The sequence below is a fragment of the Marinomonas sp. genome (assembly GCF_039940335.1).
GTDB lineage: Bacteria > Pseudomonadota > Gammaproteobacteria > Pseudomonadales > Marinomonadaceae > Marinomonas.
In genome coordinates, this window is sequence record NZ_JBDVGW010000016.1 from 39,465 (window position 1) to 60,369 (window position 20,905).

Consider the following 20,905-nt stretch of genomic DNA (forward strand, 5'->3'; position numbering starts at 1 on the left):
AAGATGACAAACTTAATTACTCCTAAACAAACCTTCTTTTCAGTTCGTGATTATGAGTGTGACATGCAGGGTATTGTTAATAATTCTGTTTACCAAAACTATCTTGAGCACGCCCGACATCTATTCATCAAATTAAAAGGTTTAGACTTTGCCAAGATCACAGCACAAGGTATTCATCTTGTGCTTATTAAAGCTGAGTTAAACTACAAGCGTTCTTTAAAAAGTGGCGACGAGTTCTACATTCAAACCCACGTTGAAAGACAGTCAAAGTTAAAACTTATCTTTGTTCAGGAGATCTACCACGCCACGACCAACCAGCTGGTGTTAACAGCGAATATGACGGTTACCTCTACGAATACGGAAGGCAAGCCTGTCATTTTTAAAGAAGCCGAATTGCTGTTCAAAGAGTAAACTGGCTTAATTAGTTTTCGAATATTTTATCGCACAAGGAGTGTGCTAAATACATTGTAAGGCTTTTAATGAATCGTCTTGTTGTACTTTGTTGTTTATTGCTCCCTATCCATTCCTACAGTCAGTCTGTTTTCGTAGAACGGGTTATCTCTGTTTACGATGCTGATACCTTTCGTGTCGACATTAACGGCTGGCCAGATATTATTGGTAAAAACATGTCTATTCGGGTGAACGGTGTCGACGCCGCTGAGATTCGTGGTAAATGCGAGAGTGAAAAAGTTCAAGCAAAAGCCGCTCGTGATTTCACTAGAAGCCTTTTATCCAATAGTAAAGACATTGAGTTACGAGACCTAAAACGCGGCAAGTATTTTCGCTTGATTGCGGATGTCTATATTGATGGCGAGTCTTTGACAGATAAACTGATTACTTCGGGCCATGCACGCCCCTATGAAGGTGGTCACAGGGGCGGTTGGTGCTAAGGCCTTAATTGCTCTAGTCCGATTTATTGAGCTTCTGCCACTTTAGAAGCCATACCCTTCTTTCCTGTGATAAATAAAACCACAGCAATAATAACGCAGGTTATCACGTTCAATTTATAAACATTCGTTAGATCTCCAGGTATGTATTCTACAAAGGACGTCAGAAACTGCCCTGAAAACACTGCCATGGTGAAATAAGACAAATTGCGGCCTCGTACTGCCAATGGGCTTCTTTCTACCGTCATGTGATTCAGCAGCGGAATACTAAACCCAAAACCAATACCGCTGGCAACGGCACCTAGCCAAGAAACGAAATAATTAGGCTGAATAAAACACATATAAGAAATGCCTAAACCTATAAAAGCGACCAGCAAGGTGTTTTGCTCACCCAATTTTCCTGTCATTTTAGGAAGAAAATGTGCGGTTATAACCGCTACCATAGAGATAAAGGCAAGTAGTATCCCTACTTCTTCTTCTGAGTAATGCCTTTCATGCAATACCAATGGAAGAGATACCGTACTGGTAAAGAATATCACCATCGCCAATACCGCAATCAAGTAAACCGCCTTAAGTGACATGCCAACTTGTTGGACTGTATCAATAATTGGATTTTCATCCTTTGGCTCAGCTTGGTGATTCCGTGGAACCAAGCACACCAACATGACTAAAAATAGCCATGCTAGTAAATAGATCGCTAAAGGCAAGCCCCAATATTGCGCTGCCAATAATCCTCCCACAAACAAAAAGATGACACCCCCTAACTCTATCGCCATGCCCTGCTTAGCGATCATCCCTAGCCTTTCGTGGCCAAAGTACCATTGTGAAATAAGCACGGTACAGGCTGCCATGACAATTGCCGTGACACCACCTAGTAGAATACGGTTAGCAAATACATGAGTTGGTCCATGTAATAAATACACACTGGCGCCAATCAGGCCGTATAGAAACAAGCCAATCATCAAGGATGGATACGCCCCATATCGATCGATTACTTTGCCAGCAATAGGGGCAAATAACACGGCACCTAAAGCGGGCAAAGTGATTAATAGAACTGAATTTTCCGTAATACCTAAACCTGTAGCAATGCTGATAAGCCCTGGTGCAACCACCGAACCCACCATGATGGTTAGGCTGGCAATACATAACAATGTGTATTGTCCTGCTGTTGTTAATCTTGTCATAGTTTCTTCTCTATAAATAAATATTGAATATTAATACTTTGCAAAAGAGTTAATGATCATGCTCATTAAGATAAACGCCACACTTACTATTACGACACCCAACCAATGTAGGTAGTCGAACGCTATGACGCCAAGGGTCGAACCCACGGCACCACCAATGTAATAACCCAGCATGTATAAGCCATTAATACGGCTCTGAGCTTTAGGGTCTATGCTAAAAACACGTACTTGGTTTGCCACTTGAGCGCTGAAAATTGCAAAATCAATTAAGATAATGCCGATAATTAATGGAATGAGTTCTCCAGCGAAAACACCACTACCAATAAATCCGACCGCGCCAACCACTAGCACCCAATGAATGAGCTTTTTCGAGCCAATTTTATGCACCCACTTCCCAGAGGATTTTGCGCCAATCACACCAGCCAGTGCGATCACACCAAATAAACCTGCTTGTTGGGCGTTATACTCAAATGGCACATCACTAACATAAATGGCCAATGTGGCCCAAAGAGCATTAAAGGCTGCAAACCAACATGCACCCGAGAAAGTATAAATTTGCAAGGCTTTGCTTTTTACCAAAATATTGATTGAGCTTTTAATCAATGCCCAGTAACCAAGATTAGTTTGCGGAGTGTTCGAGGGTAGATACAACTGAAGTAAGATGCCAAACAGCGCTGCCAGCATAGCAGACATCAGAAACACAGTGCGCCAACCTGTTTGCTCTCCAAGAAATCCACTTAGGGTTCTCGACAACAAAATACCTATGGTTAATCCCATCATCAACGTGCCTAATGTTGCACCGCGATTTTCTTGACTCACTAATGACGCTGCAAACGGGATCAGTTGTTGCGTGATATTCGCACTAACGCCAATAACGAATACTGCGACAAGCAGCAGCCAATAACTTGGTGTCACAAAAGCTAGAAGTGATGAAATCACCAAACAGCATGACAAAATGCTAATTAACTTTCTTCTAGGTATAGAATCCCCTAATGGTGAGATAAACAGTAATGCAACGGCATAGCCAAGTTGTGTGAGTGCCGGCACACCACTTATCTGGGTATCCGTAAGACCGAACTCTGCTCTCATTAAGGGCAATATGGGTTGGCTATAGTACAAATTAGCTGCACTGGCTGCGATGGCAGTTGTCATCAGCAATAGTAAAAAGCGACCTAGTGTTGGGGATGTCTGACTCATGAAACACTCTTTCAATTAATTAAGCTTGAATCATAAAGTCTATTTATTAATAACAAAAATGTTATTATTTGATTGATTCGATACTAATCTAGAATAGATAAATTCCCGATTGAGCAAAGTGCTCCAAAGGACATAGCAATGGATATTAAACCCCTTAAAAGCTTTGTTTGTGTTGCTAAGCATAAGAGCTTTTCTGAAGCGGCTCGAGAACTAAACACGGTTCAGCCCGCCATTAGTCGTCATATTTCTAGCTTAGAAGAAGAGCTTGGCGTGTTGCTTTTTCGACGAAATTCAAGAGATGTATCCATAACCCAAGCGGGAGATCAGCTATTAAAAGACGCCACCTTAATTTTGCAATTAAATGACCAAGCCAAAGTGCAGGCAAAGCGCGCTCATAAGGGCCAGATCGGTCATCTCAATATCGGTTACCTTGGATCTGCCTGTTTATCTTTCTTAGCACAAATTATTCGTTGCTATAAACTGAGCTTTCCCAATGTCCATGTAACTTTGTTTGAAATGACGGCCACAGATAATATAGAAGCATTGCAAAGCGACGCGATCGATATTGCCTTCTCAAGGCCACTTCCAGATACTCTCAGAAATGATTACAGCACCTATAACGTTTATACCGATAAACTGGTACTAATCGTCAACAAACATCACAAGTTAGCTGGTCGTCAACACGTAGAACTGAGTGAATTGAAAGATGAAGAGTTTATTATCTTTAATAGAAATGAAGCACTAGGTTTGTTTGACGAAACCATTACACTTTGTCATCAGGCTGGTTTCTCACCTAATATCGTAAGCCAACCAAGACATATGCAAACCTTAGTAACAGAAGTTGCCGCAGGGCTTGGAACGGCCATAGCGCCCTACTGTACCCGAAAGCTTTATAACGATGGCTGTGACTTTATCCGCTTGGAAAAGGTTAATACTGAAATTCCCATGGAAATTCAATATAAAACCACCCGTTTAAACACCACGATTGAAGAGTTTTTAAAGATCGTGATGGATGCCAGAAATGACATTCGTGACTCTATGGCCATTTAATGACGGTTAATTAAAGACAACTTTTAAAGCCAACAAAATAAGCAGCAACCCAGTAACTTTATCAATGACCGCTGCTTTGCTGCGAATATGCTGAATGATAGTGCTGTTAGAAAGAATAATGGCCACTAAGGTGTACCACAACCCATCAAGAATAGCTGGCGTAAACGCGATCACTAGGTTCATGGATGCACTGTTTGCCTCATTAATGAATTGACTAAACAAGGCGATAAAAAACAGGGCAATCTTTGGGTTGAGTAATGAAATAGCCAAGCCATCTATCATGACTTGCTTGATGCTGACTTTATTGCCTGATTTTAGCTTATCTTCAAGCCCGCCTTTCGATAACAGCGAACGTATTCCTAAATAAGCAAGATAACCTGCTCCAAGGTAAGTAATCGCTTTGAATAACATTGGAGAGTGTGTGAGCAAAATCGATAAGCCGCTCATTGTCAAAAAGGCATAAATCAAAATGCCCAACGCATGAGACCAAGCCACTGCGATACCGTATATTCGCCCACCCGTTAGAGAATGCTTCGCCACGACAGCAAGGCTAGGCCCTGGAGACATAGCCCCCAAAAGACAAATGGTAAAAAGCGTAATGATGAAACTTAAGGTCATGCGGACTCATCCTGAGTTATTATTTTGGTGAGTGATAGTAATGAAATTTGCGGTAGGTTAGCAACTAAACCATGAGTAGATTTACCACTCCTCTTGATAGTACAAAAAAGCTGCAATTAAGCGGCTCCCAGACAAGTGATATTTATATGTTTATTATGACATTTTTATCGTTTTTTCGATCATTTGTTGCTGTTCTTTAATGACTTCTCTTGAGACACGATCAAAAAATTCACGTTTTCTGTAGACTTCGCATATCGAAAAAATCACAAAAAGGCGTCGACTTCACTTTCTCTTTTTTACCTAATAGGAGTCTAGCGAACTCTGGGAAGTCCAAACATATGAATAGCTCATAACTATTAAAATCTAAATTTAAACGATATTGAGTTTAAGGAAAGCTACAGTAGCTTCCCTCAAATTCTGGCAGTTATTGCTCTAATTAAACCTCTTCTACAAATTCAGCATCTTCCGCCTCTGGCCCATCAGTTAGGCTTTTCTCCTTTTCATGTTTGGCTTTTTCTAAAGCGATTTTTGCTCTGCTGTCTTCTAGTAGCTCTGTAAGGCGATCATGAAGAAGCTGCAATGAAGCTTGCTTGTTAACCCACCAGTCTGTTGACCATACTCGAACAATAGTCCAACCTAAGCTCTCTAAGACTGACTGTCGGATCTTGTCACGCTCACGGGCATAAGCTGAGCTGTGGTACATCGCGCCATCACATTCCAAGCCAGCAAGGTAACGACCAGGTAAATCTGGGTGAACAATCCCCATATCAATGCGGTAAGCCGAGACACCTACTTGTGGGTGTAGCTGCCAACCTTTCGCTTGTAGTTCTCGCGCCACAGCCACTTCAAACGGTGATTCAAAGTCTCCCTGAGAGCCTCTTGCTTGCGATCCAAGTGCAACTGGACCACGTTCAGCGTACTCCAAGAAATGCTTCAAATCAGCCACACCGCGCGCTGATGTTCTCTTAAGGTCGATAAGGTCAGGACTTAAGGCAGAGAACACTACCATCTCAGAGCGAGCACGAGTCATTGCAACGTTCAAACGACGCTCTCCACCCACTTTGTTAATTGGGCCAAAGTTCATGGTGACATGACCTGCTTCGTCAGGTCCAAAGGTAATACTGAACAAGATCACATCACGTTCGTCACCCTGCACTGTCTCTAAGTTCTTAACAAATACCGGTTCCAAGTGATCATCAGAAAACGCCCATTCAACGGTAGGATCTTCACGGCGTGCTTCATCAAGTAAATCTTGGATTAGGGTCTGTTGCTTGCTGTTAAATGTGACTACACCAATGGACTGATTGCGTTCCATTGCATCTTCGCTTGTTAAACGACGCACGATTTCAGCAACCACTGCTTTCGCTTCACCTTGATTTTGCTGAGACTTACCACGGGCATAAAACCCTTCTGGTCTCACCAATTTAACACCATTATCTGGATGCACCGGCGCAGGGAAGGTAATCAACGAGCTGTCATAGTAATTACTGTTTGAGAACGCTATTAAGCTTTCACGACGAGAACGATAGTGAAGATTCAAAAGTCGCTGTGGAATCGAAGCACCTAGCAATTCATCCAAGATACTTTCAAGGTCACCTTCGGTATCGTAATCGCCATCAGGGTCTTCATCTGAACGGCCAAAGAAGTTAGAAGGCGGCATTTGTTTCGGGTCACCAGCCACAATCACTTGCTTGCCTCGCGCTAAAGCACCCACGGCATCCCAAACAGTAATCTGAGAAGCCTCATCGAAAATCACCACATCAAACAAAGCTTGCTCTGTACCAAGGAACTGAGCAATGGAAAGCGGTGACATCATCATACAGGGCGCTAATGTCGTGACTGCATCAGTAGCTTCTTGAAGAAGCTGACGTACTGGCTTATGTCGTGTTTTCTTCTGAATCTCATGACGTAACACGCCCCAAGAGCTTGCCTTCGTTCCAGTGTCTTTACTTGGGATCTGGCCTGACAGTTTTGCAGCAATATATTGAGCAGTCAGCCGACAGAATTCTTTATCTAACGCCTGGAAATTAAGAATCGTTTGCTCATGCTCGGGTGAAGAGAACTCTCGCAACACACGATCTTCATTGATAAGCGCTTTGGACCACCAGGCGCAATAAGCCGCCTCAAATGCATCTTCAATTTCTTCAGGGGTGATGGCACCGCTCTCAATAGCGGTGACTAGGGAGCCCAGCTGTAGATCTTGAGCATCGTGCTTACGCTTATTCCATGCACACCAAGCTTTAAGTTCAACTTGCTTAGATAAAATGACATCTGCCATTTCAGCGATTGCATCAAAGTTATCTAATGCATCCACACTTTCAGAAGCCGCTCTAGATTTAAAATCGGTGAACGCTAAATCAAACTGCGAGATATTCTCGATCATGCGTATAATAGCAATACCGATAGGCCCATCAGATGCCAGTAAATCATTACCATCATGAAGTAGGCTACGTACCTTGCTACGAAGCGCCATCAATGCCTCAGTATCTGGTGCTAACTGGCTTACCACCTTACGAGCACGCACACCAATCAGCTGCAATGCTGCAACAGCTTCAGGGTTAGTATCGTGACTATTCCAATCTTTTAAATTAGAAAGCTGTCTATCAAGCCCAGCAATGGCTTCACCTTTCTCTTTAAGCTCAGCCAACACTACGATGTCTTGATCTAGGTTTGGCTCTCCTTGGGCGCCTTTTGCTTTGACATCTTTGATGATTTTGCGTGTCGCAAAAAAACGTTTTAAGAACCAAGCCTCATTAGCCGCTTGCCATTCGCTCTTAAGCCCAGCTGGATCAATTGATTTCCATGCCAACGGTGAGTAGTCACAGCTCAATTCGCTTTGTAGACGAATGTAGCTTTGCAGTAGTGTGACTGCCTGCTCTAACGCCTCAATCAGGTCTTGTCCGTCAGGCTCTAAAGCATAGCCAGATTGGGTTCTGTACGAGTCTAATAAGACTTGCCCAAGCTCTTCTAATAAAGCCAACTGGCTAATGGAAATATCACCAAACTCAAATCCTAGCGCACTAACAAACCCATCTACGGCCTGTTTCGCATCTTTTGAGGCAACTTTTAGAGTTTGAGCACTTTTGATTAGGCCATCTTGCCATGCAGGCCCCCAATCATCAGCCTGAATATAGGCTAATGGGTGTTGATTAACAGAACCGATCGCGTTGGCTTGTACCGTAAGGTTTTCTACAACCTCTCGCATATGCTGCAATTCTTGAACACTGTGCTGATCCGCACTTGGCCAAGACAGCTCTACTTTCTCTAGAAGTGCGCTATCTCGAATCTTAACACCCATTGCATAGTAAGCAGTCATGCCATTTGAGCGTTGACGATGAAGGGCCTCTACTAAGCCATTTAGCATGTCTCGACTGCGTTTTAGTTGCTCTGACTTTGCTTGCCAAGCTTCCGCAGTTTGAGCGCCACTTTGCGTCCAAGACTCATTTAACTGAGCAAGCACATCGGCTTTCTTCGCTTTGTTTGAGTGAAGCTCTAAGCAAAATGAACCTAGACCAATGTCTTTTAATCGACGATGCACCACTTCAAGTGCAGCCGTTTTTTCAGAAACAAATAGAACCTTTTTACCTTTGCCCAGCATGTGAGCGATTAAGTTACTGATAGTCTGGCTTTTGCCCGTGCCTGGCGGCCCGATAATAACGAAATCTTTACCTCGATCCGCCGTGGCAACAGCGGCTATTTGCGATGAGTCAGCAGGTAGCGGTGTTAACAAATCCGAAGGACTGTACTGATAGTCCAGCTCATTCGGCTCAACAAAAGAAATATCAGACTCGTAACGCTCACGGGGTGTTTCGAGCAAATGCTTCACAACGTCATTTTGTTTTAGCTGATCCGCACGCTCAACCAAGTCTTTCCACATCAGATATTTAGCAAATGAAAAGTGCCCTAATGCCACCTCATCCACTAGCTCAAATCCTGGTGCATCTTTTACGGCAGAACGCACCCAAGCAAAGATCTGTGAGACATCAAGGCCGGATTCATCCTCAGGTAGATCGCCTGCCAACTTACTCAAATCAATGCCAAAGTCTCGCTTTAGCATCTCAATCAAAGTCGTGTTAAAGGTTGGCTCATCATCGGACGCGATGATTTTGATACCACTACGAACCGATTTACGCTCCAACGATACCGGTAATAAAATCAAAGGCGCTCGGTAGCGCTTTTCATCGTTCTTATCTTTTTTCCAAAACAAAAAGCCAACCGCTAAAAACAAGGTATTAGAGCCGCCTTCTTGCATCGAAGTTTGCGTCTTACGGTAGATCTCAACTGAACGTTTAGTTAACTCGTCTTCGGTTAGACTTACCAACAGCTGCTTTTTACGTAATGCATTTAACGCATATTCACGCTTAATATCATCGCCTGTTCGCTGCTCATGAATATCTGAGTCTTGGCTACTTGATGAAAGCTTTGGAAATGGCTCCACTGAAATACGTGCGCCGCTGGCTAATAAGTCTTCTAATAGGCCAGCATCCGGAACAACAAACGACAGACTCGATTTGCTGTCTTTATGGTTCAGCAGTGGATTTACAGCTGTTAAAGAGAGTAGCTTACGCTGCCAGCGATCTAAACGTCCCGCAGGCGTCGTAACAGCTTCCTCTTCAACCGACTCACCTGCAAAGTTGGGTAAAGTCGGCGCTTCTTCTAAGGCGGTCTCATAGACCTCTGAAGCGTCTACTTCAGAATCGCTACTGGTATCTTTTTGCACAAAACCCAACGGTCTGATTTGATGCGCTCGCGCTCGGCGAATATCAATCGCCATATTGAATTGGCTTTCTTCTTCAATCGCGACTGCTCGATTACCCTTTTCGATGGCTTTTGAGAACGACACAACTGGATGATTAGTTACCAGTGTTGTCTCGATCAAAATCAAATCATGATCAGGCAAACGCTTACGCAGTACTTCTGCTTCATCGGCGCTGATCGCAGACAGCTCTTCTGGGTGTAGCCAAAGACCTACTAAAGCGTGCCCTTCTTTTAGAACAACTAGAGGGTTTAAGCCTGCTTGCTCAAACGCAGCGGCAAATAACATGGTCGTGTCTAAACACGTACCAAGACCTGATTCTAATACTTGGTTAGGGAAACGAATCTTTTGGCCATTTCGCTCAAAGCTTGAAGGCGGTAGTGCATAACTTAGCTGAAGATTAGCAATAGCCGAGTAGATCGCCGACGCTATCGACCAAACGCGCTCGCGGCTTTTTGAAACATAACCATCGATTTGGTCTGCTTTGCCAGCATTACGTAACACACGGCTCGCATCTTTTAAGATACGATCCACAGCTTTATTATTTGGCATACAAAACGCTGCCAAAAGCTCAGGCATGTACTCTGAACCGCCCCATTCATTGTGGGCCAGCAGCTCAATCTTATGCTCACTCTCTGCCAGCAGCTCATCGCTTTTGCGCACTTCAATGACAACACTGCCCGAGATCGACTCCGTTAAGCCCATTAGAAAACCGCCATCTAACTCTAGATCGCGATCTTTGATCGGCAATGCGCCGTTAGCGGCTAATCGATCAATCGTCCAAGTCTTGCCCTTTAAAAAACTAGGCGATGACGTAAGACGAATCTCAATATTTTCTAACGTGGTATCCGATGTGTTTTCTACCCGTAATTCACACAGCACTGAGAACGCACTTTGATGGCTAGCAAAGTTGATTTTATCAACCAAATTAACGGATAACTGGCAGATACTGTCATCTATGGGTTTTACAGTCATTACGATTACCTAACTCTTTAACTGGGTGCATCAGTTCGATACACCCATCAGTCTTTTGATGATTACTAAGCGATGTGGGATGTTACGTCTGCATAACATCGATTATGATGCGGTCAACTTGGTGACCGCGAAGATAAAGATTGTTTCGATACCCTTCAAAACACACCTCCTTCAAGTAACGAGATACTTGATGCAATTAAGCGTCTTTCTTAATTCTTTCTGGCTGATTTCTTTTTCGTTTTGCAATGCTAGAGCGCCGCTCGCTCTGCTTTGATGCGCTCTAGCAAGGCTTCAGCGCTATTCTCACCACTGATCAAATCAGGGTGTTCAGCACGCCAATCAGCAGTCAACTCACCGCGAAAGGCTTTCGCTAAAATCGACTGAGTCAGCTTATTCACTCGCTCTAGAGCTGCACTGGCTTTTGCTTCCACGCTATCCGCAAAAGCAAATAGCTCGCCAACACAGCGGACTATCTCAGTTTGCTCATGCAGTTCCGGCAAGCTTATAGGTGTGTTTGAAACCACTTGCTGGTTAATTTTGGGCATACTGCCAGCTGTGCCGGTAGCATTTTTTCTAAAGTATTTCCGCACTTCTCCAGTTGAAAGGGTCATATGTAAGTATTTGCCTAAGGCAAAGCCATTAGGCCTGCATTTCATTATTAAATCGGGATATACATATTTATCATCTTCACCTTCGTAAATTGCACTAACATCCACATATTCTATGGTATTAGCTCTTTGAATTAAAATATCACCATTTTTAACCCAAAGATATGAGTCACTATCAATATCTAGTTCAACGTATTTGTATTTATTATTAACAAACTTTCCAGTCGTTATAGCTGACAAAGTCAAATTCTTGAACGGTGTTTTTTTATCAACACCTTTCGGAGATTCACGCTCTCCCCTAGATACTCCATAAGCTGAGTGCAAACACCTTGAACATCTGAAAGAGTCTTAGCATCTCAGTCACCTCTTTGTGTCTTATAAGCTATAAATGAATTAATAACTTCACTCAGTGACTTATATGTCAATTGAGACATAGGGTTGGGCATATTTTGTTTGTTAGTAGATTCTATACTTAGCGATTCATCAGATCGACTCACAAGATTAGACGGTGTTGTAGACCAATCTCCATTATCTCGGTCTAATGACAATCGACTAAGCTCTAGCAAACGCCAACATATTTTCTCCGTAAGCATTCGATAGCTTTCACTATGTTTAACAATGAGTAAACCATTACTAGACAGAGTGTCATCGACATGATGCTCAACCCATTTGAGTTGTGCTTGATACCCTGACTCCAAGGCATCACTTATAAGAGAGCTAGCAGTGTATACCTCATCACTATCAGAGCCTTCATAGACAATGAAAGTTGCAAACGCCTGACCATTCTCTACCTCTTCAACCTTAGCTTTGAGCCAACGCTGAGATAAGATTTCAATATCTCTAGGGTTTAGATTAACTCGATTTCTAGCTTGGGCAAATATCGCTTGAGTTTCAGCATATTTAGACGCAAAGAGACGTTTAGCTTCAGCAAAGTTATTTGTTCGTAAGGAATACTTAATTGAAGTTTTACCGATAATGTGACGAATATCTTTTGGTACGTCGATGCGGTGATAATAAATACCGCTTTTGGGATGTTTCCACGGTTTTGGCATAGTAGACATTGTGAATGGCTCGCAGTAGTCAGCATGTCAACCGTACCAGCCTTTCGTACCAGCACGGTTGAGGACATTTTGCGACAACTCACTGATAAACATAAAGTTTTTACTAATCAATGACTTGGTAATAATGGCGGTGAGCAAGAGATTCGAACTCTTGATGCCTTTCGACATACACGCTTTCCAGGCGTGCTCCTTCGGCCACTCGGACAGCTCACCAAAATTTACGCAGTGCGTAATTTGTGCCGCGTATAATAATGATGTCGCTATTTCAATGCAACTATTTTTTACAAATAGTCTTAAAAATTAATCTGTTACCCATTCAATGTGATTTTCAACCTGAGTATCTTTCACTTCTCTGTTGGCACTGTTTGGCGTGCCAGCGTAGATAAGACCGATGAGTCGATCTTCTTCTGCCAATGACAGAAGTTCTTTTGCTTGGCTTGTAAAGCAAGCAGGGCCAGTTCGCCAAATACCGCCATAACCTAAAGACTCCAAGCCTAATAACGCAAGTTGCGTGGCAGCGGAAGTCGCCATGACTTGTTCGAAATCGGGCACTTTAGGGTGAGATTTCACATTAGCATAGACAAGTAAAATACTAGGAGCGCGGTAGGCTTTTTTAATGAAAGCTTCTTTTTTCTCTTCACTAAGGCCTGGCACTTCCGCTAGTGCGTGTTGCCAATATAGTTCACCAATTTTGCGACGCCCTTCCCCTTGGTAAACTCTGAAGCGCCAAGGCTTTAGATTGCCATGGTCAGGTGCTCGACTGGCTGCATCAAGTACTTTTAACCACTCTTCTTGGCTAGGTGCTGGTAAAGACAAATCAGCATGGGAAGCACGCTGACGGATAAAGTTAACAATTTCATCACTCATAAAGCTAGATCCAAAATCCATTAAAAGGCACTATAATCGTTAGTATATCAATATGGCTTTAGAGCAAGATACCTCTACACCCACCAAATGGGAGTTTTTATGCCAAAATGGCTTATCTGGTTATTAGTAGAATTTAACACCGTATTACTCATCGCGAGCTTGCTTATGGCATGGTTGATACGTCGACAGAATATACGTAATCAAAATACCAAAAAGGCAGCTGAGGCATCTAAAAGCCAGCAAAGTCTTGAGCAAGATTTTGAAGATACTGAAAATTACCATGGCTTAGTACACTATATTAATCAGCAAATATCCTACGCAGTGGCTGTGTTACCTACTATCAAATCCCCTTCTCAAATTAATTTATTCAAAATATGGGGGAGTTTGCTACAAGCTGAACGCTCGATTTTGTTAAAAAATCAGACCGAACAACCTAAGCCAACATTAAATCGTTTTCTGTCCAGTTTGCTGTATGCAATCACATCACCAAAATTACAAAAAGTAGACAGTGAAGATTTAAAAAAATCGCTCAAGCTCGCAGAACAAGAGTTTACACAAACCACCGAGATCCTTATTTCTAAAGAAGCTTTGCAAACAAATCAGGCATTACTTAATGAGGACCTGCGTAAGAGCATTGAGAAGAGCAAAACAAAAGTACGCCGCATGGGGGTTAAACATACTGAATACCAAAGGCTGAAGTTAGAACTCAGCGAATTACAAAAGAAAATAGCAAAACTAAATGGACAGGAAATTGATACACCAGAGCTGATTAAACATAATGCCGCGGAATACTCTAAAGCGAACAAAGACAAACCAGTCTCCGCATTACAGGCGGCAAGTTTAGCGAGCCTCACCCATCGTCAAAAAATTGTTATCGATCAGCTAAAAAATCAAATTGGTGACAAAGAATCTACTCCAATGGATACAGAAGAAGCACAGCGCATTGCTTTAAGCCGATTGGAGAGGTTATCAGCTGAATCCCAGATGATAGTGCAGCAACTAGAACATGAGCTAAAAGATACTGACTTGTCCATTGAGAACCTAAAGAAATCTATTAGTAAAAAAGATCAGCGATTAGAGGAGTTAGAAAAGCAACTGGTAGAAAAAAATGAGTCTGCTATTAGTTCATTACAATCTATTAACAGTGATAAACGCGACGCCCTTGACTCGCTTCAGAAAGGCCTTAGCGCCGCTCTAGAGTCTGCCCCTAACGATGCGTTACGAGAGCAGGATAAAGATAGTCAGATGCTAGAGCGCTTACTGCACGAGTCTGAAACCTGCGTGGAGCTTCTTGCTCAAGAACTCACCACGGCCGAAAAAGCCAACGATGAACTAAAAGCCAAATTGGCGGATTCTATGGGACATCAAGTGCCTGAAGGCTTGCAGACACAAAGAGCTAAAAACCGGGATTTATTACAGAAAATCACGCAACTTAAGGCGCAGGATGTGCAAGCCATCACAAAAGATGACCATCAAGCGCTGCGCGTAGAGTACAACAAGAAAAACCTAGAATATGACCGCTTACAATTAGCCTTTGCGGATTTAGAGAGGAAGTATCTAGGGGTAATCAATCAATAATTGTTGCCCCTAGATTGGTGCTTTATTTAGCGACGTTAAAATCCAGCATGCGCTGTAATGGAATAAGCGCTTTATCCCTCACCTCTTCATTGACTTGAATTTCACCCGTAGAGGCTTTTAAAGAGTCTCTAAGCATCTCTAGACTATTTAGTGCCATCCAAGGGCAATGCGCACAACTGCGGCAGTTTGCACCAGAGCCAGCTGTTGGCGCCTCGACAAAGCGCTTGTCTGGGGATGCTTGACGCATTTTGTAGAAAATACCCCGGTCAGTCGCCACAATAAAAGTACTGTTGGACATTTTTTTAGATGCGTTAAGCAATTGAGAGGTAGAACCCACCACATCGGCAATTTCAACCACTGATTCTGGCGACTCAGGGTGAACCAAAATGGCCGCATCAGGGTAAACCGCTTTCAGGTCTAATATACCTTTGGCTTTAAATTCCTCATGAACAATACATGCGCCATCCCAAAGTACCATGTCCGCACCGGTTTCACGCTGTATATAGCCGCCAAGATGTTGGTCTGGCGCCCAGATAATCTTTTCTCCCTGCTCTTTCAAATGTTCAACCACGTCTAGAGCAATGCTGGATGTCACCACCCAATCGGCGCGTGCTTTTACTGCTGCAGATGTATTGGCATAGACCACAACCTTACGGTCAGGGTATTGATCACAAAAAGCAGAGAAATCGTCAATCGGACAGCCAATGTCCAAAGAACATGTCGCCTCTAAAGTAGGCATTAGCACGGTTTTTTCTGGGCTAAGAATTTTAGCGGTTTCACCCATGAACTTCACCCCAGCCACTACTAATGTCTGTGCCGGATGCTGAGCGCCAAAGCGCGCCATTTCTAAGGAGTCTGCAATGATGCCACCGGTTTCTTCTGCTAACTCTTGAATAGCGTCTTCTGTGTAGTAATGAGCGACAAGCACTGCATTCTTCTCTTTCAGCAAAGATTTGATTTCATCACGGATAGATTGATTATCAACAGAAGGTGTTTTGAGTGTATTTTCGGCAGCAGACAGGTGCTGTTGAACAGTCTCGCGAAGAGCCGCTTTGTTGTAAAGCTCGGACATGTGATAACTCCTTAAATACGGGGAGCAATAATGAGGTGTTTTTGGTGGGTCGTACTGGATTCGAACCAGTGACCAATTGATTAAAAGTCAACTGCTCTACCAACTGAGCTAACGACCCAAAAATCACTATGGAATAAAAGAAGTTGTTGGTGGGTCGTACTGGATTCGAACCAGTGACCAATTGATTAAAAGTCAACTGCTCTACCAACTGAGCTAACGACCCAACGGGATGCGTATACTACAGAGCCCGTTGAGAATTGCAAGCTATTTTAAGCCGGCCAAGTATTTTGTTGCGAGTTTTGCACTGTTGGTATTTGGAAAGCGTCGAATAACGTCTTGCAGGTATTGCTTAGCGTCAGCGGTGGAACCAAGTTGGTCATTAACAATGCCGAGTTTATAGAGGGCATCGGCTTCTTTACTGTGGCCAGAGAATTTTTGTACCACGGTTTTAAAGTCGTTCAATGAACCTTGCTGATCACCCAACACAAGTTTTAACTCACCTAACCAATAGTAGCCGTTTCCTGTTAAAGCATTGTTAGAATAATCTGCGACAAATTGAATAAAAGCAGCATGCGCGGCTTCATATTGTTTTTGGCGAATCAATCCATAAGCGCTTGAATATGCTGCTTTTGCTTCAGCAGAGGTAGGCTCTAACTTAATTGGTGCGATAAGAGGGGTAATATTCGCTTGGGTAGCTTGTACGGTAGGTTGATTCGTCGCTGGTGTGGCGGCGATCGCCGGTGTACTTTGCACTGCAGGCTGAGGATTTTTAGAGGCATTTGCCATAACTAATGAAATGCGCTTATCAAGATCGATGTATCGATCTCGCTGCTGCTGTTTCATTTTGTTAAGCTCGTACTCTTGCTCTTCTAGCTTACCACGCAGGTGTTGTACTTCTTGTTGCAGCGTTTCGAGCTGAAACAATAAATCTGCCGCGGCGTTTGGAGAAAGCCCACCTGCGGACACTGGCAGAGTGTCTGCAAGCGCAAATGGCGCTGTGAAACACAGCGCCATTGCAAAAGAGCGAACTCTCATTGCTTTAACGATCATTGCTCGTAGCGAATTTCTACGCGACGGTTTGCTTGCCAAGAAGCAGTGTCATGACCGAAAGAAACTGGCACTTCTTCACCGAAGCTAACTGTTTCGATTTGAGAAGCAGCAACGCCTTGGATAGTAAGGTAACGGCTGATCGCTTTAGCACGACGCTCACCTAGAGCCATGTTGTATTCACGAGTACCACGTTCATCAGCATGACCTTCTAGCACAACACGTGCAGATGGGTTTGCAACTAGGTATTGAGCGTGAATTGCTAGTGCTTCACGAGACTCTGGACGAACGATAGATTTGTCAAAATCAAAGTAGAAAACAGTTTGAGCACTGTTTAATAGATCCATAGCTGCTTGTTTAGCTTCCGCTTCCGCCGCTGCTGCCGCCGCTTCTTCGTCAACAATTACGCTTGTTAAAGAGCTATCTGTGCCTGCGCCGAATGCTTGGTCAGTTTCACCAGCAACCGCTTCTTCTTGTGCAGCTGCTTCTGACTCAGCAGAAGTAGAAGTATCAGTGTCTGATGCAGAAGTACTACAACCTACAATCCAAGCCGCAGATAAACCAACTACAGCGAACTTACCTAATTTATTTACACTCATTATTCACTCCTAACTATCTTTATTTGAAATACGGAGACCAAGACGGCTCCCTAACATCACCGTCAGCTGATGGTAACCTATACTTGACAAGCCCATCAACGGAAACTACAGCCAAGATGCCGCGTCCTTGATGAGTTGTGGCGTATATAACCATGCTACCATTTGGCGCAATACTTGGTGACTCGTCTAAGTATGTTTCTGTTAAAACCTGGACTCGACCTGTCTTCATGTCTTGCAAAGCCACGTGGTAGCTACCACCATTCTTCTGTACGGTAACAAGGTAACGACCGTCTGGGGTCATTCTTGCTCTTGTGTTTAGGTCACCTTCAAAGGTTACCCTTTCTACCTTCTTACTATCTACATCTAAACGATATATTTGTGGATTACCACCACGGTCAGATGTAAACACTATACCTTTACCATCAGGTTCCCAGCTTGGTTCAGTATCGATGGCATAGTGATTTGTCATACGCTCAAGCTTCTGTGTCGCTATCTCTAATGTATAAATCTCTGGGTTATTATCCTTAGACAATACTAACGCTAATTTCTTACCATCTGGAGACCAAGCAGGTGCACCATTTAATCCACGAAACTGAGCTATCTGTTGTCTTTTACCAGAAGCTAGCTCTTGGATAAAGATATTTGGTCGACGGTTACGAAACATTACGTAAGCTATGTTGCGTCCATCACTACTCCAAGACGGTGATAAAATTGGTTCTTTTGATGTTACCACAACAATTGGACGATACCCGTCTGCGTCTGCAACCTGCAACTTGAAGGTTGGGGCTTTTTGGTCGCCCTCTGTAGTAACATATAGAATTCGCGTACTAAATGCACCCGGTATACCCGTCAGTAACTCGTAAACTTTGTCACTAATATAATGAGCGGCATCGCGAAAATTAGATTCAGATACATCTATGTAAGCGTGTTTCTGTACAGGTTTTTGGCTCAATACATTAAGCAGCTCAAAACCAATACGGAACTTACCGTCAGTTAAAGCTTGGACGCTGCCAATGACAACGTAATCGCTTTTTAATAAACGCCAATCACGGTAAAAAACATCCGCTTCTTTACTCGGCATACTCAACATATTGGCACGAGGAATGGCGTCAAATAAGCCACTTCTAACCAAATCATTCTCAACAATTTGAGCAATGTCTTCTGGCAATGCTCTGGTACCAGTGTAACCAAAAGGCACTACAGCAATAGGCAACAACTGATCTGCCCCACTGTTAATTTCAATGACCAATTGCGCCTTAGAAACACTACTAAAAAAAAGACCAAATACTAAAATCGCGACCCATTTATTAAACATTATTAATTTCTCAAATCTGTTGGGTTAAATAACAATTCTACTTGTCGAAAGTTACGCTCAAACACATAGGGCTCAACATCTGCAAGCTCTTCAATTTGACCCACTTTATAAACAGCATCTACTGCTCGTTGATCAAATAAGTCATCACCACTACGTTTAAGTACTTCCACATTAATGACTTCACCAGTTGGTACAAAATAGATACGCAAGGTAGTTTGCATACCATTTCTCGCATTCGCTGGCCTGCTCCACACAGCTTCTATGCGGCTATTAATCAAGCCACTAATAGATTGCACCATCTGAGCTTCTGCAATTTGTCTCTGCTTTTGCTCTTCAGCCGCTTTCTCAGCTGCCTCTTTGGCTAAGCGTTGCTCTTCTGCTTCACGAGCAGCTTGCTCTGCTCGTTGAATCTCAGCTTCACGTCGAGCCTGTTCAGCTTGTTGGCGCTCGGCCTCACGTTTACGGTCTGCTGCTGCCTTACGCTCAGCTTCTTGCTTCTTAGCCAGCGCAGCTTGTTCTTGCTTGAGTTGCTCGGCTTTTCGTTTATCGGCGGCCTGTTTTTCCGCTAAACGTTTCTGCTCTTGCTCACGTTTTTTCTGCGCTGAGGCTTTTTGATCAGCCAAGCGTTTGGCTTCTTGAGATTTTCGAACCGCCTCTTCTTTCTCTTTCTTAGCTTGAGCAAGTTTACGCTTTTGCTCAGCTAAAGCCTTAGCATCCGCCTGACGTTTACGCTGAGCTTCCGCTTTCTTTTTCTGGGCTTGCTGATCAGCTTGCTTTTGCCTCTCGGCTTCCGCTTCGCGCTGACCAATGACTGTTTGCGAAACATCAAGCACCCTAGCATTGACCACAGGAGGATGCTTTGGTGCTGGTTTTTTCTCTTCAGAAAAATCCACCGCCACTAAAGTAGCAATAGCAATAGCACCGTGCAAACCAACCGCTAAGGTGGCAGGTAAGCCATAACCATCATGCTTAAACCATTTCATTATTTATTATCCGGCTCAGTTACTAGGCCCACATTCGGTACCCCAGCACCTTGCAAGGCAACCATTAAACCAATCACCTCTCCGTAGGAAACGTTTTTATCGCCGCGAACCAACACAGATATTTTTGAATTTTGGGTGATCACTTTACGCACTCGATCTTGGAGTTGAACTAGGCTGATTGCCGTTTGTTCGCCACCGAAGTCTAAATAATACTGCCCCGATGAATCTACCGACGCAATCATCACATCGTCTTCTGTATCTTGGATGGGAGAAGCGTTGGCATTGGGTAATTCAACATCAACCCCTTGGGTTAACATTGGGGCTGTGATCATGAAGATCACCAGCAGTACCAACATGACATCTATGTAAGGAACCACATTGATTTCGCCCATAGGGCGACGTTTGTTACGCCTTCTGGAGCGAGCCACTATGCCACCCCTCCCTCACGCACATGCACTTTACGGTGCAAGACACTGCTAAATTCATCGGAGAAATTTTCGTAGCTTGATGCTAAAGATTCAGCACTGGCAGAAAAACGGTTATACGCAATGACGGCTGGAATTGCAGCGGCTAGGCCAATCGCGGTGGCAATCAAGGCTTCGGCGATACCCGGTGCAACGGTTGCTAAGGTTGCCTGCTGTACTTCTGCCAATCCGATAAAGGAATGCATAATCCCCCAAACTGTCCCAAACAGACCAATGTATGGGCTGGTAGAGCCTACAGTGGCAAGAAACGGTAAATGCTGATCCAGCTTTTCTTCTTCACGGTATAAGGCGACGCGCATGGCACGTTGAACCCCCTCCATTACTGCATCTGGGTCGACATTGTGGCTTTGACGTAATCGGGTGAATTCTTTAATGCCGGCGGTAAAGATGCTCTCGACCCCTTGCACCTTACGGCCTTCCGTGGTGAGCTTACGATAAAGTTGGCTAAGATCGATACCTGACCAAAATTGATCTTCAAATTCTGCACGGGTTTTCTTAGCCAGCTTCAACACTCTAATGCGTTGAAAAATAACCACCCAAGAGAAAACGGAAGCAGCTAACAATATCAACATAACAAGTTGAACTACGATACTAGCACTGGCGATCAGTCCCCAAATTGACAT

Annotated in this window: 19 protein-coding genes and 3 tRNA genes; 4 read left to right on the plus strand and 18 right to left on the minus strand. The window is 43.6% G+C overall.

Annotation, left to right across the window (positions count from 1 at the left end):
- Positions 1-3: 3 nt before the first annotated feature.
- Complete coding sequence (locus tag ABJF92_RS15270) at positions 4-411, plus strand: acyl-CoA thioesterase (protein ID WP_446816635.1); 408 nt, start codon at positions 4-6, stop codon at positions 409-411.
- A gap of 68 nt (positions 412-479) precedes the next feature.
- On the plus strand, positions 480-890 hold the full coding sequence (locus ABJF92_RS15275) for a thermonuclease family protein (protein ID WP_446816636.1): 411 nt from the start codon (positions 480-482) through the stop codon (positions 888-890).
- A 23-nt stretch (positions 891-913) separates the two neighbouring features.
- On the opposite strand, the gene ABJF92_RS15280 is transcribed toward ABJF92_RS15275, so the two are convergent.
- The gene (locus tag ABJF92_RS15280) at positions 914-2,071 is read right to left on the minus strand and encodes an MFS transporter (protein WP_446816637.1); all 1,158 of its coding nucleotides are present in this window, start codon (positions 2,069-2,071) and stop codon (positions 914-916) included.
- 30 nt (positions 2,072-2,101) lie between these two features.
- Positions 2,102-3,268 carry an MFS transporter gene (locus ABJF92_RS15285; protein ID WP_446816638.1) on the minus strand — a complete coding sequence of 389 codons (1,167 nt, stop codon included), beginning with the start codon at positions 3,266-3,268 and terminating at the stop codon, positions 2,102-2,104.
- Positions 3,269-3,406: 138 nt separating this feature from the next.
- Between ABJF92_RS15285 and ABJF92_RS15290 the strand changes: the two genes are divergently transcribed.
- A complete protein-coding gene (locus ABJF92_RS15290) occupies positions 3,407-4,318 on the plus strand; it encodes a LysR family transcriptional regulator (RefSeq protein WP_446816639.1) in 912 nt (303 codons plus the stop codon).
- Between the two features lie 6 nt (positions 4,319-4,324).
- Here ABJF92_RS15290 and ABJF92_RS15295 read toward each other — a convergent pair whose 3' ends face one another.
- The 7 genes from ABJF92_RS15295 to ABJF92_RS15325 all read right to left on the minus strand — a co-directional run bounded on the left by ABJF92_RS15295 (position 4,325) and on the right by ABJF92_RS15325 (position 13,203).
- Positions 4,325-4,936 carry a LysE family translocator gene (locus tag ABJF92_RS15295; RefSeq protein WP_446816640.1) on the minus strand — a complete coding sequence of 204 codons (612 nt, stop codon included), beginning with the start codon at positions 4,934-4,936 and terminating at the stop codon, positions 4,325-4,327.
- 436 nt (positions 4,937-5,372) lie between these two features.
- Complete coding sequence (locus ABJF92_RS15300; protein WP_446816641.1) at positions 5,373-10,667, minus strand: DUF4011 domain-containing protein; 5,295 nt, start codon at positions 10,665-10,667, stop codon at positions 5,373-5,375.
- 248 nt (positions 10,668-10,915) lie between these two features.
- Complete coding sequence (locus ABJF92_RS15305) at positions 10,916-11,599, minus strand: restriction endonuclease subunit S (protein ID WP_446816642.1); 684 nt, start codon at positions 11,597-11,599, stop codon at positions 10,916-10,918.
- A 32-nt stretch (positions 11,600-11,631) separates the two neighbouring features.
- Entirely contained in the window at positions 11,632-12,336 is a 705-nt protein-coding gene (locus ABJF92_RS15310) for a DUF6538 domain-containing protein (RefSeq protein WP_446816643.1), read from the minus strand.
- A gap of 27 nt (positions 12,337-12,363) precedes the next feature.
- Positions 12,364-12,504 (minus strand): hypothetical protein, encoded by a 141-nt coding sequence (locus ABJF92_RS15315; protein ID WP_446816644.1) that lies wholly within the window; start codon positions 12,502-12,504, stop codon positions 12,364-12,366.
- A tRNA-Ser gene (locus tag ABJF92_RS15320) sits at positions 12,462-12,549 on the minus strand. The genes ABJF92_RS15315 and ABJF92_RS15320 overlap by 43 nt, the downstream gene beginning before the upstream one ends.
- 87 nt (positions 12,550-12,636) lie before the next feature.
- Entirely contained in the window at positions 12,637-13,203 is a 567-nt protein-coding gene (locus tag ABJF92_RS15325; RefSeq protein WP_446816645.1) for a nitroreductase family protein, read from the minus strand.
- A 99-nt stretch (positions 13,204-13,302) separates the two neighbouring features.
- On the opposite strand from ABJF92_RS15325, the gene ABJF92_RS15330 reads away from it, so the two are divergent.
- Positions 13,303-14,781: a hypothetical protein gene (locus ABJF92_RS15330; protein ID WP_446816646.1), complete on the plus strand. Its 1,479-nt coding sequence runs from the start codon at positions 13,303-13,305 to the stop codon at positions 14,779-14,781.
- A gap of 22 nt (positions 14,782-14,803) precedes the next feature.
- On the opposite strand, the gene nadA is transcribed toward ABJF92_RS15330, so the two are convergent.
- The 9 genes from nadA to tolQ all read right to left on the minus strand — a co-directional run bounded on the left by nadA (position 14,804) and on the right by tolQ (position 20,905).
- Positions 14,804-15,853, minus strand: coding sequence for a quinolinate synthase NadA (gene nadA / locus ABJF92_RS15335; protein WP_446816647.1), 1,050 nt, complete (start codon positions 15,851-15,853; stop codon positions 14,804-14,806).
- Positions 15,854-15,895: 42 nt separating this feature from the next.
- Positions 15,896-15,971 (minus strand) — tRNA-Lys (locus ABJF92_RS15340).
- A 29-nt stretch (positions 15,972-16,000) separates the two neighbouring features.
- Positions 16,001-16,076: transfer RNA gene (locus tag ABJF92_RS15345), tRNA-Lys, on the minus strand.
- A 41-nt stretch (positions 16,077-16,117) separates the two neighbouring features.
- Complete coding sequence (gene ybgF, locus ABJF92_RS15350; RefSeq protein ID WP_446816648.1) at positions 16,118-16,888, minus strand: tol-pal system protein YbgF; 771 nt, start codon at positions 16,886-16,888, stop codon at positions 16,118-16,120.
- A gap of 11 nt (positions 16,889-16,899) precedes the next feature.
- The gene (gene pal / locus ABJF92_RS15355) at positions 16,900-17,499 is read right to left on the minus strand and encodes a peptidoglycan-associated lipoprotein Pal (protein ID WP_446816649.1); all 600 of its coding nucleotides are present in this window, start codon (positions 17,497-17,499) and stop codon (positions 16,900-16,902) included.
- Positions 17,500-17,518: 19 nt separating this feature from the next.
- On the minus strand, positions 17,519-18,814 hold the full coding sequence (tolB, locus tag ABJF92_RS15360; RefSeq protein WP_446816650.1) for a Tol-Pal system beta propeller repeat protein TolB: 1,296 nt from the start codon (positions 18,812-18,814) through the stop codon (positions 17,519-17,521).
- A gap of 2 nt (positions 18,815-18,816) precedes the next feature.
- Positions 18,817-19,797, minus strand: a complete 981-nt coding sequence (gene tolA, locus ABJF92_RS15365) for a cell envelope integrity protein TolA (protein WP_446816651.1) — start codon at positions 19,795-19,797, stop codon at positions 18,817-18,819.
- The gene (gene tolR / locus ABJF92_RS15370) at positions 19,797-20,225 is read right to left on the minus strand and encodes a protein TolR (RefSeq protein ID WP_446816652.1); all 429 of its coding nucleotides are present in this window, start codon (positions 20,223-20,225) and stop codon (positions 19,797-19,799) included. Before tolR ends, tolA begins: the two co-directional genes overlap by 1 nt.
- The gene (gene tolQ, locus ABJF92_RS15375) at positions 20,225-20,905 is read right to left on the minus strand and encodes a protein TolQ (protein WP_446816653.1); all 681 of its coding nucleotides are present in this window, start codon (positions 20,903-20,905) and stop codon (positions 20,225-20,227) included. The genes tolR and tolQ overlap by 1 nt, the downstream gene beginning before the upstream one ends.